The sequence below is a fragment of the Amycolatopsis sp. NPDC051758 genome, assembly GCF_044453095.1.
GTDB lineage: Bacteria > Actinomycetota > Actinomycetes > Mycobacteriales > Pseudonocardiaceae > Amycolatopsis.
Map to the genome: position 1 here is coordinate 346,194 of NZ_JBITCJ010000001.1, position 16,713 is coordinate 362,906.

Annotated in this window: 18 protein-coding genes and 1 tRNA gene; 5 read left to right on the forward strand and 14 right to left on the reverse strand. The window is 68.9% G+C overall.

Annotated features, from left to right (window positions below):
- Positions 1-10: 10 nt before the first annotated feature.
- Complete coding sequence (locus ACIA5G_RS01805) at positions 11-472, reverse strand: MarR family winged helix-turn-helix transcriptional regulator (protein WP_395920332.1); 462 nt, start codon at positions 470-472, stop codon at positions 11-13.
- A gap of 161 nt (positions 473-633) precedes the next feature.
- Between ACIA5G_RS01805 and ACIA5G_RS01810 the strand changes: the two genes are divergently transcribed.
- Together ACIA5G_RS01810 and ACIA5G_RS01815 are read left to right on the forward strand one after the other, a co-directional pair.
- Entirely contained in the window at positions 634-1,596 is a 963-nt protein-coding gene (locus ACIA5G_RS01810) for an alpha/beta hydrolase (RefSeq protein ID WP_395920333.1), read from the forward strand.
- 144 nt (positions 1,597-1,740) lie between these two features.
- Positions 1,741-2,949, forward strand: coding sequence for an alpha/beta hydrolase (locus ACIA5G_RS01815; RefSeq protein WP_395920334.1), 1,209 nt, complete (start codon positions 1,741-1,743; stop codon positions 2,947-2,949).
- 7 nt (positions 2,950-2,956) lie between these two features.
- Here ACIA5G_RS01815 and ACIA5G_RS01820 read toward each other — a convergent pair whose 3' ends face one another.
- Positions 2,957-3,835, reverse strand: a complete 879-nt coding sequence (locus tag ACIA5G_RS01820; RefSeq protein ID WP_395920335.1) for a hypothetical protein — start codon at positions 3,833-3,835, stop codon at positions 2,957-2,959.
- A 190-nt stretch (positions 3,836-4,025) separates the two neighbouring features.
- Between ACIA5G_RS01820 and ACIA5G_RS01825 the strand changes: the two genes are divergently transcribed.
- A complete protein-coding gene (locus tag ACIA5G_RS01825) occupies positions 4,026-4,670 on the forward strand; it encodes a DUF4383 domain-containing protein (RefSeq protein WP_395920336.1) in 645 nt (214 codons plus the stop codon).
- A 15-nt stretch (positions 4,671-4,685) separates the two neighbouring features.
- On the opposite strand, the gene ACIA5G_RS01830 is transcribed toward ACIA5G_RS01825, so the two are convergent.
- Positions 4,686-5,672: an SCO0930 family lipoprotein gene (locus ACIA5G_RS01830; protein ID WP_395920337.1), complete on the reverse strand. Its 987-nt coding sequence runs from the start codon at positions 5,670-5,672 to the stop codon at positions 4,686-4,688.
- A gap of 132 nt (positions 5,673-5,804) precedes the next feature.
- Entirely contained in the window at positions 5,805-7,298 is a 1,494-nt protein-coding gene (locus ACIA5G_RS01835) for an adenylosuccinate lyase family protein (RefSeq protein WP_395920338.1), read from the reverse strand.
- 69 nt (positions 7,299-7,367) lie between these two features.
- Between ACIA5G_RS01835 and ACIA5G_RS01840 the strand changes: the two genes are divergently transcribed.
- On the forward strand, positions 7,368-8,012 hold the full coding sequence (locus ACIA5G_RS01840) for a TMEM175 family protein (RefSeq protein ID WP_395920339.1): 645 nt from the start codon (positions 7,368-7,370) through the stop codon (positions 8,010-8,012).
- A 4-nt stretch (positions 8,013-8,016) separates the two neighbouring features.
- Here the strand turns inward: ACIA5G_RS01840 and ACIA5G_RS01845 are convergent, their stop codons facing one another.
- Together ACIA5G_RS01845 and ACIA5G_RS01850 are read right to left on the reverse strand one after the other, a co-directional pair.
- Positions 8,017-8,559: a DinB family protein gene (locus tag ACIA5G_RS01845; RefSeq protein WP_395920340.1), complete on the reverse strand. Its 543-nt coding sequence runs from the start codon at positions 8,557-8,559 to the stop codon at positions 8,017-8,019.
- Between the two features lie 46 nt (positions 8,560-8,605).
- The gene (locus tag ACIA5G_RS01850) at positions 8,606-9,136 is read right to left on the reverse strand and encodes an AAA family ATPase (RefSeq protein WP_395920341.1); all 531 of its coding nucleotides are present in this window, start codon (positions 9,134-9,136) and stop codon (positions 8,606-8,608) included.
- 111 nt (positions 9,137-9,247) lie between these two features.
- Between ACIA5G_RS01850 and ACIA5G_RS01855 the strand changes: the two genes are divergently transcribed.
- Positions 9,248-9,320: transfer RNA gene (locus tag ACIA5G_RS01855), tRNA-Lys, on the forward strand.
- A 39-nt stretch (positions 9,321-9,359) separates the two neighbouring features.
- On the opposite strand, the gene ACIA5G_RS01860 is transcribed toward ACIA5G_RS01855, so the two are convergent.
- The 8 genes from ACIA5G_RS01860 to ACIA5G_RS01895 all read right to left on the reverse strand — a co-directional run bounded on the left by ACIA5G_RS01860 (position 9,360) and on the right by ACIA5G_RS01895 (position 16,663).
- Complete coding sequence (locus ACIA5G_RS01860; protein WP_395920342.1) at positions 9,360-10,103, reverse strand: hypothetical protein; 744 nt, start codon at positions 10,101-10,103, stop codon at positions 9,360-9,362.
- Positions 10,069-11,271, reverse strand: coding sequence for a tyrosine-type recombinase/integrase (locus ACIA5G_RS01865; protein WP_395920343.1), 1,203 nt, complete (start codon positions 11,269-11,271; stop codon positions 10,069-10,071). Before ACIA5G_RS01865 ends, ACIA5G_RS01860 begins: the two co-directional genes overlap by 35 nt.
- Entirely contained in the window at positions 11,271-11,468 is a 198-nt protein-coding gene (locus ACIA5G_RS01870) for a helix-turn-helix domain-containing protein (protein ID WP_328446082.1), read from the reverse strand. Before ACIA5G_RS01870 ends, ACIA5G_RS01865 begins: the two co-directional genes overlap by 1 nt.
- 15 nt (positions 11,469-11,483) lie before the next feature.
- Positions 11,484-13,115 carry a replication initiator gene (locus tag ACIA5G_RS01875; protein WP_395920344.1) on the reverse strand — a complete coding sequence of 544 codons (1,632 nt, stop codon included), beginning with the start codon at positions 13,113-13,115 and terminating at the stop codon, positions 11,484-11,486.
- Entirely contained in the window at positions 13,115-13,501 is a 387-nt protein-coding gene (locus tag ACIA5G_RS01880) for a hypothetical protein (protein ID WP_395920345.1), read from the reverse strand. Before ACIA5G_RS01880 ends, ACIA5G_RS01875 begins: the two co-directional genes overlap by 1 nt.
- Positions 13,498-15,045: an FtsK/SpoIIIE domain-containing protein gene (locus tag ACIA5G_RS01885; RefSeq protein WP_395920346.1), complete on the reverse strand. Its 1,548-nt coding sequence runs from the start codon at positions 15,043-15,045 to the stop codon at positions 13,498-13,500. Before ACIA5G_RS01885 ends, ACIA5G_RS01880 begins: the two co-directional genes overlap by 4 nt.
- Before the next feature lie 619 nt (positions 15,046-15,664).
- Entirely contained in the window at positions 15,665-15,904 is a 240-nt protein-coding gene (locus ACIA5G_RS01890) for a hypothetical protein (RefSeq protein WP_395920347.1), read from the reverse strand.
- Between the two features lie 303 nt (positions 15,905-16,207).
- The gene (locus ACIA5G_RS01895; RefSeq protein WP_395920348.1) at positions 16,208-16,663 is read right to left on the reverse strand and encodes a hypothetical protein; all 456 of its coding nucleotides are present in this window, start codon (positions 16,661-16,663) and stop codon (positions 16,208-16,210) included.
- Between the last annotated feature and the right edge of the window lie 50 nt (positions 16,664-16,713).

Genomic DNA, 16,713 nt, shown 5'->3' on the forward strand with positions numbered 1-16,713 from the left:
CGAGGCCATGCTAACCAGCCGGGGCGAGCGCTTCCCGATAGGCGTTCACGGATTCCGTCAACCGGTCCAGCTCCGCGCGCATCCGGGCGAGTCCGGCTTCGTCCAGGCCCATCGCCGCGCCGATCACGTCCGGGATGCCGACGGCCTTCTCGCGCAGCGCCTTCCCGGCGTCGCTCAGGCTGACCATGACCGCGCGCTCGTCGTCGACCTGCCGGTTGCGTTCGACCAGCCCCGCCGAGTGCAGCCGCTTGAGCAGCGGCGACAGCGTGCCCGAGTCGAGGTTCAGCTCGGCGCCGAGCTCCTTGACCAGGCGGTCGTCGCGCTCCCAGAGCGCGAGCATCACGAGGTACTGGGGGTAGGTCAGGTCGAGGTCGGCCAGGACGACCCGGTACAGGGACGTCACCGCGCGCGACGCCGAATACAGGCCGAAGCAGAGCTGGTCGTCCAGCCGCAGTGAGCCGGTGTCCGTCATGGCGTCCTCCTCTTGCCCGTAACTCTCCATGGTCCCGGACCCGGGTGCGCGCGGCAACTTAAGTGCCATAAATCTCATTGGACGTCATTCAGTTGTGCACAACTCAGTTGGGAGCTACCTTTACGTCATCAGGTTGCTCCACCCGCCCCGAGGAGGCAGACATGACCGCCAACCCGCACCACCTCGCCCTGGAACCGGCCGCGCAGGCGTTCGCCGAGGCCACCGACCAGCCGCCGTACCTGTTCCAGCTGCCGCCGGAGGAGGGCCGCAAGGCCGTCGACGGCGTCCAGGACGGCGAAGTCGCCATGGCCGACGCCGACATCGAGGTGCTGAAGGTCCCGGGCGGTCCGACCGGCGAGGTCGAGACCCGCATCGTGCGCCCCGTCGGCGTTTCCGGTCCGCTGCCGGTCATCGTCTACATCCACGGCGCCGGCTGGGTGTTCGGCGACTTCCACACCCACCAGCGCCTGGTCCGCGAACTGGCCGCCGGGGTCGGCGCGGCCGTCGTCTTCCCCGAGTACGACCGCTCGCCGGAAGCGCGCTACCCGGTCGCCATCGAGCAGAGCTACGCCGTCGCGAAGTGGGTTGCCGAGCACGGCGCGTCGAAGGGTCTCGACACCTCGCGCATCGCGATCGCCGGTGACTCCGTCGGCGGGAACATGACGGCGGCCCTGACGCTGCTGGCCAAACAGCGCGGCGACGTCACCTTCCGGCAGCAGGTGCTCTTCTACCCGGTCACCGACGCGAACTTCGACACCGAGTCGTACCTGAAGTTCGCCGAGGGCTACTTCCTCGGCCGCGAAGGCATGAAGTGGTTCTGGGACCAGTACACGACCGACGAGGCCCAGCGCGCGGAGATCACCGCGTCGCCGCTGCGCGCGTCGCTCGACGAGCTCGCCGGCCTGCCGCCGGCCCTGGTGATCACCGGGGAGGCGGACGTGCTCCGCGACGAAGGTGAGGCGTACGCGGCGAAGCTGCGTCAGGCCGGGGTGCCCGTCACCGCCGTCCGGTACCAGGGGATCATCCACGACTTCGTGATGGTGAACGCGCTGCGCGAAACCCACGCCGCCGAGGCCGCGATCACCCAGGCGATCACCGTGTTGTCCCGGGCGCTCCGGAAATAGTTGAGAAATCGCTGAGTGAATCGCTCGTTGCGGCCCTATGACGGAACTCACAGGGCCGCAACGTGCACGGGTGGTCAAACGTGATATATGTGCGAGTCCCGTGATCCGGGCGCGCATTTCTCGCCGCCCGGAAGGACCGTTCCCATGCACCTGAGCAGCATCCGGCTGGATTCGTCGCTCACCATGATCGTGGTGGTCGTGCTGACGCTGCTCGCGATCATCGCCGTCCCGTGGTTCTGGGACCGGTGGAAGCGGAAGCGGTTGTGGCGCAGCGCCACGATCCTGCTCGCGGTGGTGCTCGTGGTGCTCACCACCGGCCTGACGGGCAACATGATCGGCGGGTTCTTCCCGACGGTCGGGTCGGTGCTCGGCACCGGCGCCTACGACGCGCAGGGCACCGACGCCGAAGCGGCGCAGAACGGCGAAGGCCTGGAAGACCTGCGTGTCACCGGGGCGGCGCGCGGGCACCGGGGCAAGGGCACGGTCGTCCACATGAAGGTGACCGGGCGGCGCACCCAGCTGACCCGCGACGTCACGGTCTACCTGCCGCCGCTGTACTTCGACGCGGCGTACCAGGGGCTGCGGTTCCCGGCCGTCGAATGGATCCCCAACTACCCGTCCGGCCCCGAGGTCTTCACCAGCGGCTACCAGATGCCGGAGCAGCTCGACGCGGCGATCGCCAAGCACGCCCTGCCGCAGGCGGTCGTGATCGTGCCGGACCCCACGGGCGTCCCGAAGATCGGCCACGACACCGAGTGCGTCGACGAGGTCGACGGCACCGCCAACGACACCTACCTGACCGCGGACCTGCGGGACTGGGCGCTGCAGAAGCTCGGCGTCTCCCCGAACCGGCGGGCGTGGACGATCGCTGGCTGGTCGTCCGGCGGGTTCTGCGCGATGAACCTGGCGACCCGGCATCCCCAGTGGTACGGGCAAGCGGTCAGCGTCAGCGGTTACGACAAGGCGCAGATCGACGCGGAGACCGAGGACCTGTTCAAGGGCCGGCAGGACATCAACGACGCCAACAACGTCGGCGTGAACGTGCGTCTGCACCCGTCGCCGGTGGACATCCTGGCGATTTCGGGTGACAAGGAAAACTCCGAGAACTCCGCGATCGACCGGATCCGCGCGGCGGCGCGGCCGCCGATCCAGCTTTCGACGTGGCGGGTTCCCGACGCGGGGCACAACATGAACACCTTCAAGTCGCAGATCCCGGATGTCCTGGCCTGGATCGGCGCGCACACGACGGCGCCGGCCCCGGCCGGACGGCGGGTGGAGACCGGTGGCGGGGTGCTCCCGTGGCCCCTGCCGCGCTCGGGCGCGCACGGTTCGTTGGCGGACATGGACCAGTAGCTGCTTCTCAGCCGAGCAGCGCCCGGACGACCGCCGTCACCCGCTTCGAGCCGGTCGCGTAGTCGACCGAGCTCGGGTTCTCGCTCAGCACGACCACGATGTAGCGGCCGTTTTCGCCGACCACGCCGGAGGTGTGCAGCATCCGCGTCGGCCCGCAGCACGACCAGCCCTGCTTGACCGCCCACGGCTGCTGCCCGGCGGCGTCGGGGATGCCGAAGTACTGCCGGAAGCCGTCCGAGCCCCGTTCGGTCGCGCCGCGCAGGGCAGCGAGGATCGTGCCCGGCGCGTGGGCCAGCATGTACTGGTAGATCCGCACGACGTCCGCCGCGGTGATCCGTGTGTCACCCCAGCGGCCGGGATCCGCGGGCGCGCGGGTGCCGGTGAGGCCGATCTTCTTGGCCCAGCCGGTGACGATCGCCGGCCCGCCGTACGACGACCAGAACCGGCTCGCGAGTTCGTCGTCGCTGCGCGAAAGCATCCGCTGCACCTGTGCCGCGGGCCCGCCCCGATCGAGCACGGCGAGCGCGATGAGCAGCTTCACGAGCGAGGCCGAGGTGTAGGCGCGATCGGCGTGCGCGGAGACGGTCGCCGCGCCCCGCTCCCGGTCGAACACGACGGCGCTGACGTGGCCGCCGGGCACCAGGCGGTCGAGCGCGGCGGCGTCCACTTCGGACTTCTTCTCGGGGGGCGGCGACGCCTTCGGGCTCGGAGTGGGGCTCGGCGTCGGTGTAGGGGTCGGTGTGGCCGATTCCGACATCGTTGTCACCGCTTCGGTGACCGCGATCGGCTTGGGTGCCGCGACGGTGCCGTGACTCGCCGTCACGACCACCGCGCCGATCGCCCCCACGCACAGCCCCACCAGGAAGATGCCGCTCAGCTTGCGCATGATCCGGATTGCCGGAACCGCGCTCCGGCGTTCCCCGGATCGGGTGGGTTTGTGGGATAGCTCTCGGATCGGCCCGGATCCGGGAACGCCGCGGGGCCCTGCGGGCAAGCGGCATCGTTTCGCTCCCCGTGTTCACGGGGTACCTGTGTGCGGTGACGGTCGTCACCACATGCTGGGAAGGACTGGAGTCATGACTCACGCGAAAGGCGCACGCATCCGGGTTCGCGGCCTGCAGCCGGCGCAGGTGCTGGCCGGACTGGCCGGGATCGCGTTCCTCGTCGTCGGCATCATCGGATTCACCAGGACCGGTCTCGGCAACTTCGCCGGGCACCACGACGCCGGGATCTGGCGGTTCTCCGGCAATCCACTCATGAGCCTGGTCCGCGTGGTGACCGGCGTCGTCGGCCTGCTGCTGGCGTTCGGCTCGGGCCGCGCGCGGATCTTCGGCTGGCTGCTGTTCATCGGCTACGGCGCGCTGTTCGTCTGGGGCCTGATGATCGACGGCCTCATCTCGAACAACCCGTTCGCCACCGCCGGCAACCCGATGGACATGGGCCGCGCCGACACCTGGCTGCACCTCGGTGTTGCCGCGCTCGGTCTGCTGATCGCCGTTCTGCCGGCCCGCCGCACCATCCTCGTCCCCGAAGAGGAGACCGGGATCGCCGACGAGCCGACGGTGGTCGAGCAGCGCACCGACCGCGTCACCGATGGCCATGTCACTGACGACGACCGGGTTGCCGACGAGCCCCGCACCCGCTCGTTCCTGCGTCGTGGACGCAAGGAGCGAGGCCCGGAGGTCGCTCGTGAAGAGCGTCCGCCGGGCCTCGCCCACTAGGAAGTTCGAGGTGGCTCAGTAAGTGGTGCCACCGGCGCCGCTCCCGGTGCCGCTGTCAGCCGGAGCAGGAGCCTGGCTGGCGGCGGCGCCGGCAGGGTTGGTGCCGACCTTGCAGCCGGCGGGCTCGATGACGAACCAAGTGCCGTTCACGCCGTTGCCGTTCGCGTCACCGGGCTTCGTGTCCTTCGAGAAGGTGTAGACCGGCCAGCCGCCGATGGTGACCTGCTCGGTGCCGTCCGCACGCTTGATGCTGCCGAGGAGCTTCGAGTCGATGCCCTGCAGCTCGACCTTGCCGTTCGAGAGCACCGCCGGCCAGGTCTTGGCGCAGTCACCGTTGCAGGCGGAGGTCTTGGCCTTCTTGGTGTCCTTCTGGAACAGGTAGAGCGTCATGCCGTTCTGGTCGACGATCGCGTCGCCGAGGCCGTCGATCTTGCTGGCGCTCAGCTTGACCACGCCGGCTTCGGCAGCGGCCTGCCCGGCCTTGCCACCCTTGGCGTTCGCCGCGTACCAGGCGCCACCGACACCCTGGCCGGTCGCGTCACCGGCCTTGGCGTCCTTGGCGTAGCGGTAGAGCGCCCAGCCACCGACGGTGATCTGCTCGGTGCCGTCGGACCGCGTCACCTTCCCGACGAGGTTCTTGTCGACCCCCTGGACCTGAACGTCCCCGGTGGCCAGCATCGGCGGCCAGGCCTTGGCGCAGTCACCGTCGCAATTGGACTTCGGCGGCTTCGCCGTGTCCTTGTCGAACCGGTAGAGGGTCATGCCGTTCTGGTCCGTCAGCACCTGCCCGACGGCCGCGACATCCGCGACGACCAGTTTCGACTCGTTCGACGCCGGAGCGGCGTTGCCGACCTGCCCGTTGGCGATCTGGCCGCCTCCGGTGCCACCGGCGGCCGCCGGGGCGATGACCGGCTGAGCAGTTTCTGCACCCGAGCAAGCGGTGAGCACTGCCAGCCCGGCTGCCGCCGCGGCGACGGAGACGGCGATGCGCGTGCGAAGCATGGAAGTTCTCCTTGTGTCCGTTGGGGTTTCCCGCCGCTCGGTGCGGCTGCTTGATACCCACTACACGGACACCCGGCGAAGGCGGTTCAAAGAAATTTCGACGGGAGCGCACGCCTGGTCAGAAGGGGGCGGTCACCGGGGCACCTCGCCGAGGGCCCGGTCGACCAGCGTCGCCGCCGCGCCGGTGTAGCCGGCCGGGTCGAGCAGGTCGTCCAGCGCCGCCGGGGTGAGGACGCCCGTGATCGCGGGCAGGTCGTCCAGCACGTCCCGCAGCGGCCGGTCTTCGCGCACGGCTCGTTGTGACGCCTCACCCAGCAGTTCCTTGGCCTTCGCCTTGCCGAGCAGCGGCGAGAGCACGGCGGAAAGCCGTTCGGAGACGATCAGCCCGTGCGTCGACGCCAGGTTCGCCCGCATCCGCTCGGGCTGCACGGTGAGCCCGCGCGCCAGCTCGGCGGCGGTGTGCGCGGACCCGCCGGCCAGCCGGAGGCACTCGCGGACCAGCTGCCACTCGGCGTGCCAGACCCCGGCCGAGCGTTCGTCCTCGGTCAGCATCGACTGCGTGACACCCGCGGCCAGCACCGGCACCTGCAGCGCGGCCGAACGGATCAGCGTCGCGAGCACGGGGTTCCGCTTGTGCGGCATCGCCGACGAGCCGCCCCGGCCATCGGCGGCTGGTTCGACGACTTCGCCCAGTTCGGTGCGGGTGAGCGTCTCGACGTCGACGGCCAGCTTCCCGAGCGCACCGGCGGTGAAGGCGAGCGCGTTCGCGAGGTCCACGACCGGCGTGCGCAGCGAGTGCCACGGCAGCGTCGGTGCGGCCAGGCCGGTTTCCGTGGCGAACGCGGCGGTCAGGCGTTCCGCGTAGGTGGGATCGACGTAGGTGGGATCGACGGTGTTGCGATCATCGCCCCCGCCCCCGCCCCCGCCCCCGCCCCCGCCCCCGCCTTTTGCCGCGGCCGCGTCGGTCGCGTCGCCCCGCACGGCGTCGGCCAGGCGCGCGTACTCGACGTACGCCGCCAGCGTCCCGGCCGCGCCGCCCAGGGAGACCGGCAGCCCGCCGTCGAGCACCCGCCGGACCCGGACGGCCGCGTCCAGCACCAGTTGCCGCCAGCCCGCGGCCTTGAGCCCGAAGGTCGTCGGCACCGCGTGCGCCGTCAGCGTCCGGCCGGCCATCGTCGTGTCCCGGTGGGCGCGCGCCAGCTCGGCCAGCGCCTCGGCGGTGGTGTCGAGGTCCGCCACCAGCGGCCGCAGCGTCCGGTCGGCGACCAGCATCATCGCCGTGTCGAAGATGTCCTGGCTGGTCGAGCCGCGGTGCACGTACTCCGCGGCCCCGGGTGCGATCTCCCCGACCGCCGACATCAGCGCCTTGACCAGGCCGACGACCGGGTTCGCGGTCGCCCGCGACTCGCGCGCCAGCTCGACGACGTCGATCCGCGCACCGCCCGCCGCCTCCGTGATCGCGGCCGCGGCCTCGGAAGGCACCGTTCCGAGCCGCGCCTGCGCTCTGGCGAGCGCCGCTTCGGCGTCGAGCATGGCGCGCAGCCAGGCCTCGTCGCCGGTCGACGCTTCGGCCGGCGTACCGGCCCGCACCGGGGACAGGAGTCCGGAATCGGGGTCGACGCTCATGGGCGCCAGCATCGCACGCACCCGACCTCCGCGACGGCTGCGCAGCCGCGTCTGGCACGCTCCTCGGCCATGAGCAGCGTCACGTCCGACGAAGACGCCGTCGGCTCCGAAACCCGGGGGATCGCCGCCGAGCGGCTCACCTTCTTTTCGGACGCCGTCGTGGCCATCGCGATCACCCTGCTCGCGCTCGAGCTGCCGCTACCGGAGGGCGCCACCAGCGCCGAACTGCTGCGGTCACTCGGGCATCATCAATCCGAATACATCTCCTTCCTGATCAGTTTCGCCGTGATCGGCGGCCACTGGCGCGCGCACCACCGCCTGTTCCACCACGTCACCACGCTGGGCGGCGGGCTCGTGCAGCTCAGCTTCGGCTGGCTGCTGATGCAGGTGGTCATGCCCTTCGCCACCAAGGTGATCGGTGAGGACGGCGGCTTCGAGTTCCGCTTCGTCTTCTACGCGCTCGTGCAGGTCGTCGCGCTGACGCTGTTCCTCGTGATGACCCGGCAGATCCAGCGTCACCGCCTCTACCGCGCGGACACCCCGCCGGAGCTCTTCGGCGGGATCTACCGCGGGGTCGGCACGATGGCCGCCGCCTTCGCCGTCTCGATCCCGGTCGCCTTCTTCACGCACTGGGCGTACGCCTGCTGGATCGTCGTTCCCCTCGTGGGCAGCCTCCTCTTCCGGTTCCGCCGTCGCGCCGCGGCAGAAGCCTGAGCCGTTATTCGCCGGTCGCGCCGTCGATCCGTTCGCGGACCAGGTCGGCTTGGCCGAGGTGCCGCGCGTACTCGCCGATCATCCGCAGCATCAGCCAGCGCAGGGTGAACGGTTCGCCGGTGCTGATGCGGGTGCCCGTCTGGTCGAAAGTGCTGGCGGCCACGATCTCCCGCGACCGCGCACATTCGCTGTGCCACAAAGAAAATGCTTCGTCGACGTCGCCGTCCAGCGCTGTGAAGTCCTGCTCCGGGTCGTCGTCGGAGTAGTAGAGGTTCGGGAGGTCCTCACCCGCGAACTGGATGCGGAACCACCAGCGTTCGACGCCGGTGAGGTGCCGCAGCAATCCGTGCAGGGTCAGCGTCGACGGTGGCACGGAGCGTTCGGCCAGCCGGGCCGGGTCCAGGCCTTCGCATTTCAGCTCGAAGGTGCGCCGGTAGTAGTCGAGGCTTTCGGTCAGGGCCTGGCGTTCGTCGGCGACCGGGGTCGGATCGATCCGGTCACCGGTCAAGCGTGCCGGGGCCGCCACCGGAGTCGTGTGTTCGGTCATGAGCGGAGCGTGCCACAGGGGTCTGACAATTTCGGATCATGCCAGCTCAGGCCCGGTCTCGAAGGACCCGGCGCCGCACCGCGTCGGCGGTCTCTTCGACGGTCTGCTCGGTGGTGTCGATGACGTTCCGTTCGAGCTCGCCCAGTTCGGCGAACGCGCCGTGCATCCCCTTGATGGGCTCGATCTCCGTGAGCTCCCGGCCTTCCCGACCGGTCCCCCGGGCGAGGGTGACATCAAGACTCGGCCGCAGCACGACGTAGCAGAGGTCCAGACCGTCCCGCTTCGCAGCGTCGCGGAAGGGATCCAGCGCCCACGGCCCGACAATGCCGTCGAGCACCACGTCGTAGCCCCCGCGCGCGTAACCGCACGCGGCTTCGGCGATCACCCCGAGCACAACGTCGTTCTGCCGCGCGGCCTCGGGCAGGTACGGCGGCACGAACCCGGTCCGGATCCAGACGTAGAAGCTGTCGGTGTGCAGGTGAACGGTCGCCCGCGGCGCATCTTCGGTGATCAGCCGCGCAACGGTGGACTTCCCGGCCCCGGGCGGCCCGGTGAGGATCAGCAGCGAACCCAGCATGAACGCATCATGGGCGGCCACCCCGCCAAGAACCAGTCTTGACCTTCAGCGACGCCTGAGCCGGACCCGGTGTGCGGGTGGGTGACCAGCCCCTGGCTAAACTGGACGCGCGGGCCGTTAGCTCAATTGGTAGAGCTGCGGACTTTTAATCCGTAGGTTCTGGGTTCGAGCCCCAGGCGGCCCACTCAAACTCCCTGGTCAGCGGCCTGTTGGTCGCTACTGGTCAAGATCGGCTCCCCGGGTTATCCCCGGAATTGGGGTCCGACGGTTTATCTGGGGGAGCGGCTGGCTGCGGGACGGTGTGCTCCGCGTCACTCGGCTCGTCTGATTGGCGCACTGGAGTAGGCGGCCTGGCGTCAGCGGTGCGGTGACCGAGCTCGGCCGCCACCTGGTCGGCCAGTGCTCGACGGGCCTCGCGTTCGACCGGACGGAGTTCGCGCAGCTTCATGTACGGCTGCCCGAAGTCAACACTTCCGCTGTGACCCTTCTGCGCGGCGTCTCGTTCTAGGTCGATCAGCCCCACCGCTGAAATGATGTCTCTCACGACCTCCCGCCAACGATCAAGGCGTGACCGGACCTCGTGCGATCCGAATGCGCTCACGGTTGCTTCCACTTCGGTCTGCGCCTCGATTTCTGGAAGTGGTGGGACGGGTTGCGGCGGGTCAGTGTCCATCATCGGCTTCACTGACTGAGCCCAAGCGCCACTACGTTCAGCCATGACAAGTAATCGGACGTAGGCGCCCCCTAGTCGCTCCTGCTCTCGGGCCTCTTTGGCAAGTTGCCGTTCGTGTCGCGACCGCTGCTGAGCAAGGCGTTCAGCGTGATCTCGCCCCTGTTTTGAACTGAGCCACGTGAAGAACATGCCAGCTAGACCGAGGAATCCTGCTACCGAGACGCCAATCCATTGATTTGTCATGAATCCGATTATGCGCTTACGAATCACATCGCCGTTCAGCTTCTTTTTCACTGCCGGTACTAGCCACGTCCAAGAGCCCTTCGAGGGCCTTCGCCGTGATCGGGTCCACGGTCTTCCGGCCCAGGTAGGTGTCCTGCGTCATCGACACCCGCGAGTGGCCGAGGTGATCAGCGATCAGCCGAGTCGGGACGCCCGCGTCGTCCAGCGCGGTCGCCGTCGTCTTCCTGAAGTTGTGCGACGTGAGCCATAGGAAGTCGTCCGATCCCCGGATTTCACGGAGCACCCGCAGGACGTTGTTCGGGTCCCGCAGCGTGCCGACCGTGCTCGCGAAGATCGGGCTCGCCAGAGGCCGGCCATCCGCCTTCGCCTCAGCCCACCGCCGCTCCAGCAGCGCCAGCGCCCAGGACGGCAGGGGGAGTGCGCGCATGCTCGACTCCGTCTTCGGCCGAGGCTTGCGGAGCAGGCCCTCGCCCTTGACCCGCACGACCGTGTGCGTGATGTCGATCGTGCCCTCGACGAAGTCGACGTCCTCCCAGTACGTCGCCAGGGCCTCGCCGACCCGGACGCCCGCCGCCATCATGAAGCGCGAGAGGTCCGGCAGGTCCCAGCGCCGCGCCTTCTCGCTGGCCTCGACCTTCGCCAGCCACTTCGTGCGCTCCTCAGCGTCCAGGGCGCGGGGCTTCTTCTTGCTCTTCGGGATGCGCCGGGTGTCCCGCGTCGGATTGCTGTCAATCGCGTCGTACCGAGCGGCCAGGCCGAGCATCCCGGACAGCGCCGTCCTCGCGGTCTTGGCGGTCGAGGCCCCGACGGTCCGTTGAAGGGCGCCGAGGAACCGGTCCAGCCGCATCACGGTCGCCTCGCGCACCCGCAGCTCACCCATCCCCGGGACCACGTGGCGCTTGAGGATGGACTCATAGGTGTTGATGGTCGTCGGCGACTTGATGCCCTCCCGGACGTCCTGCTGGACCTGTTCGATCCACACAGCGGCTAGATCCTTGAGCCGGGTCTCCCGCGTGATCTCGCCGACCGTCGAGCCCTGCCAGTTGAGGAAGGCGGCCCGAAGCCGGTTTGCGGCTTGGGTTTTCGTCTTCCCCGAGCGCTCGACCTCCCGCGTCTGGCCGTCGAAGTCGCGGAAGAGCGCCCGAGCCCGCCAGCCCTTTGCAGTTGCCGAATAGCGGATCTCCCCGTACGTCCCGATCTCCAGCTGAGGGCGAGGCATCACGCCACCTCGTCCGACAGCTGGTCGACCCACGAACTGACGTCCTCCGGCCGGTACCGGACGTACTTGCCGATCCGACGGCCGGCCGGACCGTAGCCCTTAGTCCGCCACTGGTACAGCGTCGACACCGGGACGCCGAGGTAGTTCGAGACGTCCTCGACCGTCCACAGCCGACTGAACCCCGCGAAGTTGTTCATGCCTCCCCCTTCCAATCAAGCCGCGAGCTGAGTTGCCGAAGCTTCCGGACCGTCCCCTGGTGGTCCGGCGGCGAGTAGCGCCCGGTCGTACTCGGCCCTCCACGTGATCCGTTCCGCGATCGCGCGCATGACCAGGTGCGGCCGAGGCGGAACCTGCGGGTCGCCGGGCTCGACCTTCCGCCAGACCAGCCGGGCCGGGTCCGGTTGCGGCTTCTCAATCCCGATCGCCGCCAACGCCTGCGTGACGAAGGCTTTCCGGTCGGCTTTGTGATCGTCGAGGGTTTTGCCCGACCACTTCCGTGACACCAGCACCCGACGGCCGGGAAGCCCGAGCGTGATCCGCCGATGAGCCCGTCCCTTGCAGTGCCCCGGAGTCGTCTTGCTGCCCGCACCCTTCGGCTGGATTCCATACAGCAGCCAGACTGCGCAGCGCGGCGAGCACGGCGTGACCGACAGTTCGGCGTGCAGCCGGTCGTGGTGATCCCGCAGCCGCGCCGTGTCCGCCTCGACCACTTCCCCGGTGGACTTGGTCAGGTACTTCGTGAGGTAGCCGATGTGGCGGCCAGCCTCTTCGGTACCGCCGAGGATGCCCTTCGAGTGCACCTGCCGCCCGAACGTGACGACATGCGCCGGGTCCTCCACGGCCTCAACCGCGTCATCCCAGTTGGTCAGCGGCGTACGGGTGTCCGGGTCGAGGAACATCCGGGTGTCGCCGTCCCACACGGGCAGCCGGTCAACGTAGACGATCTGGTCGTGATTGGGCCACCAGACCTGGTGATAGGTGGCTTCGGTGACCTGCCGGATGACGTCGTGCGGGATCGCCCCGCGAATCGCCGCGTGCAGGTGCGGAGCCGTCCGCTTCTGCGGCTCCACGGTCGCGAAGTACTGCGCATCCCAGCCGACCACGCGACGGAGGTTCTGCCACCACCGGTCCACCAGCGCCGAGAAGTGCACCGCGTCCCGAGCGGCCCGCCGGTAGTCGTACCGGGCCGGGTCGACCGGTGCCCCATCTCGAACGGGGCCGTAGGTGTCGCAGGTCAGCGTGACGAACATCGACGGACGGAACTTCCCCGCGTACTCCCGTCCCACGGTGGTCTTCGCGACCTTCTGCCGAGGCAAGTTCGGCGCGTCCTGCCTCCGCCTGGTCGAGCGCTTCACCGCCCGCTTGGTCGGGACGTCGAGAGTGGGCAGCCGGCCCCGCATCCCGAGTTGCCGAAGTTCCGCGTCAACCCCGGCGACCTCCTCTCGCAGCTCCTCGGCCTCCGCCTGGTCGTGCTCGATCACCTCCCGGTAGGCCGCGACCAGGTCCGCGCGGTAGGTCAGCAGCTCTTTGTGGTCCTCGGACGGAGGCTCGGCGGCGAGGACGGGTTCTTCGGTCATGTGCCAGCCCTCGCGGCACTGCGCCTGCCGAAGCGCTTTCGCCTTCCGGGCGCAGGGTAGGCACACCGATTCCACTGTGGAGCCGCAGGGAACCGGGACGTAGCGAAGTTCGCCCGTTTCCGTGTCGCCCACTTCCATCGTGAACGGGCGGACGCAGACGCCGTGTTTCTCCGCCGTCGCCCGGATGACTTCGGCGGCCAGCGGTGATCGCATCCGTTCGGCCCGCGTACCAGTCGTGGCCGGCTGGCTCTGTTCCTGATCGGTCATCAGGCAGCCACCTCCCCGGGGCGGGACCATTGCCGGAGCTGGAACACGGGCATGTCCTGCCGCTCACCGGCGGGCAGGTCCGGGAACATCGCCGGGTCGTGCGAGACGCCGCCGTAGACCAGGACCGGAATCCCGCACGGCGTCCGACCAGTGACCGACAGGTGCACTGAACGGCCGTCACGGGTCCGCCACAGCTGTGCGGCCACGCCGTCGAGCGTGTTGGCCCAGGTCAGCAAGGCCCCGGCGACGTCGGGCAGCCGGTGGGCATCGAGCTGGACCGTGAGCGGGTCCGACCAGGTCCGCACGGTCACCGTCGCCACCGGCGGGAGCTGGTGGAGGTCGAGGTGGTCTCGGATGGTGTCGAGGAAGACCATCAGCCGGTTCACGCCGCCACCCCCTCGCCGCCAAGCACAGGGCGGGCCACGCCGCCGTTGGTGACGTACTGCTCCAGCGCCTTGACCGTCTCGTCTGAGACCCAACCCGCACGAATTCGCAGGGGTTCGCGGATGCCCTCGCCCCACACGAATCCGACTCCGGCCTCGGAATCGCCGATCCGGTTGGCCCACGCGCCCCGTTCGTAAGCGCCGTCGCCGAGGACCATGCCGACGTGCGTCTTCGAGGTCACTCGCAGGCACACCCGGCGAGTGAACAGTTCCCGCACGGGGACGGTGTCCTTGGTCGGCTCCTGCACATAGCCGCGAACGGAGATGTTCAGAGCCCGCCCCTGAGTGTTCAACAGCGCCACGCGCTCGACGATCTGTTCGCGGGTCTTGCGATCGGTGTACTTAGTCAGAGCGCCGATCTCGTCGAACTCCAGCAGCTCAAGCGGATAGTCGGTGGACAGGGGGATGGTGCGGACGTGGCCGGCGAACTCCCGCTTGCGGGTCTCCATCTCCTCGACCAGGCCGTCGAGCACCTCGAGCGCGTCCTTCCCGGACACCGCATAGCGGGCGAAGATCCCACGCCCGTAGGCCAGCTCCATCCCCTTGGGATCGATCCCGGACATGCGCACGAGGCCCGAGCGGATCGCGGGTGCCGCCGCGACGAGCGGGCACCACATCACGCTGTTCTTGCCCGCGCCCGAGGCACCGGCGGTGAGGCAGTGCGCGCCGGAGCCGAGCAGTGGGACTTGCCAGTCGTGCCCGTACTCGGTTCGACCGGCCCAGACCTTGCGCAGGTCCACCGCGGATTCCCCCTCAGGAAGCGCAGGGGTGTGCACGAGCGCGGCCAGCTGGTCACGGCGTTGGAAGTCGACGGAGACCACGTTCGGCTTCAGCTCCCGTACCTGGCAGCGTGCGACGTTCCGCGCCGAGGCCAGTGCACGGGCGGCCTCGTCGAAGTCTTCGGGCTTCTGGCCGGGCACGAGCTGAACCCGCACCTCATCCCATGACGGGCCAGAGCGGACGCCGAGAACCTTGGGGATCTGCACCCCGGACTGCCGGGCCGTCGCCCGTGAAGCCTTCCGACGACCGACCAGGTTGACGGTGACCTCGACCGGCAAGGCGGCGTCTCGGACACTGAGGCCGCAGGCGTGCAGCCAGCCGGGCAGCTTGAGGTGATAGACCGCCCAGCGCAGCCACCACGACCGCAGAGGCCGGCCGCACCACTGGTCGAACGAGGTCACATCGAGCAGCCGCCACACCCCGAAGATCAGCGCCAGGCCGCCGAGGTTCACGACGAGCCAAACCCAGCCAAGCCACACGCACCACAGGTAGACCGCGATCACGGTCAACGACGTGCGCCAGTGGATCACGACCTGAGAGAACAGCCAGAACACGACCTTGCAGGCCCACCACAAGGCGAAGAACACGACCGCCATCGCAGCCAGCGCCTCAGCCATCGACGCCAACGCACGCCCGATCTTGGCCAGCACCCACACGCCGAGGCCGAGGCCGGCCAGGGCGATCACGAGCATTCCGGGGGAGGTCATCGCCGACCACCACCCAACACCGCCGAGAGATCCAGCGGCAACGCACCCAAGCAAGGGGCGCACTTGGTCTCACCCGGCAGCAGCCGGGCGAACCGTTTGCATTCCGAGCATCGCGAGCGGGTGACCCCCACTGGCGATGGTTGCTTGTCATCGTCTAGCGTCTGCATTGTTCACACCTCGCGGTTGTGGACAGCGCAGGAGCGGCATGGTTGGTAGCCGAGTTTCCGCTTCTGCGCCTTGCCTTTTGGTCGCCGCATTTGGGCGTGCGGCATCGCCGCGCGACCCCAGCGCACGTTTTGTCTAATGTGGACTGTTCTAGTTGGACTTGTGCTGTTCTCGGTACCGTCGCTCGCGGTCGGCTATCGCCCGATCGATATGGGCGACGCAGTTGCGGCAGACGTAGTAGCCGTCAAGCTGGAGGAACGACCCGTACCCGCACATGCGGCAGACGAGCCACTTGAGCCGAACGCGACGCAGGCGCTTGGCTCGGTACGGGTGATCGCGTCGCCAGCGGGTGAGCCGTAGCCTGGCACTCACCGCTTCACCTCCCTTGTGGAACGTGGACGGGAGGCACGGGGACGGTGGCAGGGCCAAACTTCCAACCGTCCCCGTGCCGGACTTAGGTGCCGGACTCGCCCGGCTCGGTCTGCAGAACCTTGACCATTTCGTCAGCCGCGTCGCGGAGTTCGCGGAGGAACCTGACGAACTCCGGCCACGTCGCCGGGCCACCCGGTGTCGTGATCGCGATGCTGTCCTTGTCCAGGTACATCACGAGCGCCGGTTGGTTGTGGTGGATTCCGACGACCTGCATCCCCGCGACCGCTTCCGGCCCAGGGGCCCACGTCGCGTTGAACGCCATGGCCTTGTCCTTCCTCGCTGTCCGAGCGCGCCTGCCACAGGAGCGCCTGTTCCTCGAACCCTTCGATTGCGGCGGTGACGGCCGCGAGCACCCACCAGGAAAGCTGGCCCTGACTCGCGAGACCTCGCCAGGCAGTCGCGACGTCGACCGAAGCGGCAGCCAGAGCATGAGCGGTACGGCCGTCGGCCTGGTCGCCTGCCCGTGTCGACAGGTCGCCATAGCGCCGGTAGGCCGCCTCCCAGGCTTCGACCAGGTACCCAGGTGCGAGCGAAATGCTCCCGTTCCTGGGCACCAGGGCACCCATCACGCGGCCTTGGGCGTCGACTCGGTGTTCGTCCGAGCCGACTTCGTGCCGCCACCGGAAGCCGCGGACTTGAAGCCGGTGGCACGGTAGACGTACGACTGGTACTTGAACTCACCCTGACCAGCGACTTTCGGCTCAGCCGTCAGGCCGTCCAGCTCGATCGGACGCATCCCCGGCAGCGCCTCCGCCGTGGTCGGCACTGGCTGCACGTCGGCCAAGAGCGTGATCTCGAACGATGCTCGCTTCGCCTTCGTCTCATCCGGGTCAGTGACCGTGGCCTTCCACTGCCGCTTACCGGTGATCTCGTCGACCCGCTGTCGAGCAGGCCGGCCAGCCGCCTTGTCCTCCCGAGACTGGTACTCGTTGTCCGGCGAGACCTCGCCGACCAGCACCAACCCCTGCGGGAAGGCGTGGTCGAAGCCGATCTCGAACCGGTGTCCCCTGGTGATCGCCATCGTGTGTCCCTTGCTCTTCGTGGTGCCCGCCGTCCGGGCCTGCGTTGGTC

What these genes read in the sequence shown, in the direction of transcription:
- ACIA5G_RS01850 (WP_395920341.1), bottom strand. Translation starts at nt 9,136, where the DNA reads ATGCTGGGTTCGCTGCTGATCCTCACCGGGCCGCCCGGGGCCGGGAAG.
- ACIA5G_RS01810 (WP_395920333.1), top strand. Translation starts at nt 634, where the DNA reads ATGACCGCCAACCCGCACCACCTCGCCCTGGAACCGGCCGCGCAGGCG.
- ACIA5G_RS01840 (WP_395920339.1), top strand. Translation starts at nt 7,368, where the DNA reads ATGAGCAGCGTCACGTCCGACGAAGACGCCGTCGGCTCCGAAACCCGG.
- ACIA5G_RS01805 (WP_395920332.1), bottom strand. Translation starts at nt 472, where the DNA reads ATGACGGACACCGGCTCACTGCGGCTGGACGACCAGCTCTGCTTCGGC.
- ACIA5G_RS01875 (WP_395920344.1), bottom strand. Translation starts at nt 13,115, where the DNA reads ATGACCGATCAGGAACAGAGCCAGCCGGCCACGACTGGTACGCGGGCC.
- ACIA5G_RS01845 (WP_395920340.1), bottom strand. Translation starts at nt 8,559, where the DNA reads ATGACCGAACACACGACTCCGGTGGCGGCCCCGGCACGCTTGACCGGT.
- ACIA5G_RS01895 (WP_395920348.1), bottom strand. Translation starts at nt 16,663, where the DNA reads ATGGCGATCACCAGGGGACACCGGTTCGAGATCGGCTTCGACCACGCC.
- ACIA5G_RS01835 (WP_395920338.1), bottom strand. Translation starts at nt 7,298, where the DNA reads ATGAGCGTCGACCCCGATTCCGGACTCCTGTCCCCGGTGCGGGCCGGT.
- ACIA5G_RS01820 (WP_395920335.1), bottom strand. Translation starts at nt 3,835, where the DNA reads ATGCGCAAGCTGAGCGGCATCTTCCTGGTGGGGCTGTGCGTGGGGGCG.
- ACIA5G_RS01885 (WP_395920346.1), bottom strand. Translation starts at nt 15,045, where the DNA reads ATGACCTCCCCCGGAATGCTCGTGATCGCCCTGGCCGGCCTCGGCCTC.
- ACIA5G_RS01890 (WP_395920347.1), bottom strand. Translation starts at nt 15,904, where the DNA reads ATGGCGTTCAACGCGACGTGGGCCCCTGGGCCGGAAGCGGTCGCGGGG.
- ACIA5G_RS01815 (WP_395920334.1), top strand. Translation starts at nt 1,741, where the DNA reads ATGCACCTGAGCAGCATCCGGCTGGATTCGTCGCTCACCATGATCGTG.
- ACIA5G_RS01830 (WP_395920337.1), bottom strand. Translation starts at nt 5,672, where the DNA reads ATGCTTCGCACGCGCATCGCCGTCTCCGTCGCCGCGGCGGCAGCCGGG.
- ACIA5G_RS01865 (WP_395920343.1), bottom strand. Translation starts at nt 11,271, where the DNA reads ATGCCTCGCCCTCAGCTGGAGATCGGGACGTACGGGGAGATCCGCTAT.
- ACIA5G_RS01825 (WP_395920336.1), top strand. Translation starts at nt 4,026, where the DNA reads ATGACTCACGCGAAAGGCGCACGCATCCGGGTTCGCGGCCTGCAGCCG.
- ACIA5G_RS01870 (WP_328446082.1), bottom strand. Translation starts at nt 11,468, where the DNA reads ATGAACAACTTCGCGGGGTTCAGTCGGCTGTGGACGGTCGAGGACGTC.